This window comes from Pseudomonas sp. 65/3-MNA-CIBAN-0223, assembly GCF_040310425.1.
GTDB classification, from domain to species: domain Bacteria; phylum Pseudomonadota; class Gammaproteobacteria; order Pseudomonadales; family Pseudomonadaceae; genus Aquipseudomonas; species Aquipseudomonas gregormendelii.
In genome coordinates, this window is the sequence record NZ_JBEOPV010000312.1 from 1 (window position 1) to 242 (window position 242).

Sequence of the window (242 nt, forward strand, 5' to 3'; positions counted from 1 at the left end):
CTTCCTCACCCACGCGAATGGCGAAGGAATAATCCGACAGGCGCTGCTCAAGCTCCTGCGGTGCGCACTTCAGTGCATCGCACAGGGCCTGGACCATCGTGCGGATATTGCCTTTTCCGTCCACGACCTGGCTGATGTAACGGTCTTCCAGCGACGCACTGAGCACGTTGAGGATCAGCGTCGTGGGTTCGAAGTTCTGGCTCTTGAACACGCCGAAACGCACGTCGCGGGCGCACTTGAGG

1 pseudogene is annotated in these 242 nt (G+C 59.9%); it reads right to left on the bottom strand.

The window, feature by feature from the left end:
• Positions 1-242: pseudogene (locus tag AAEZ09_RS29025) on the bottom strand (chemotaxis protein); the annotation flags it as partial.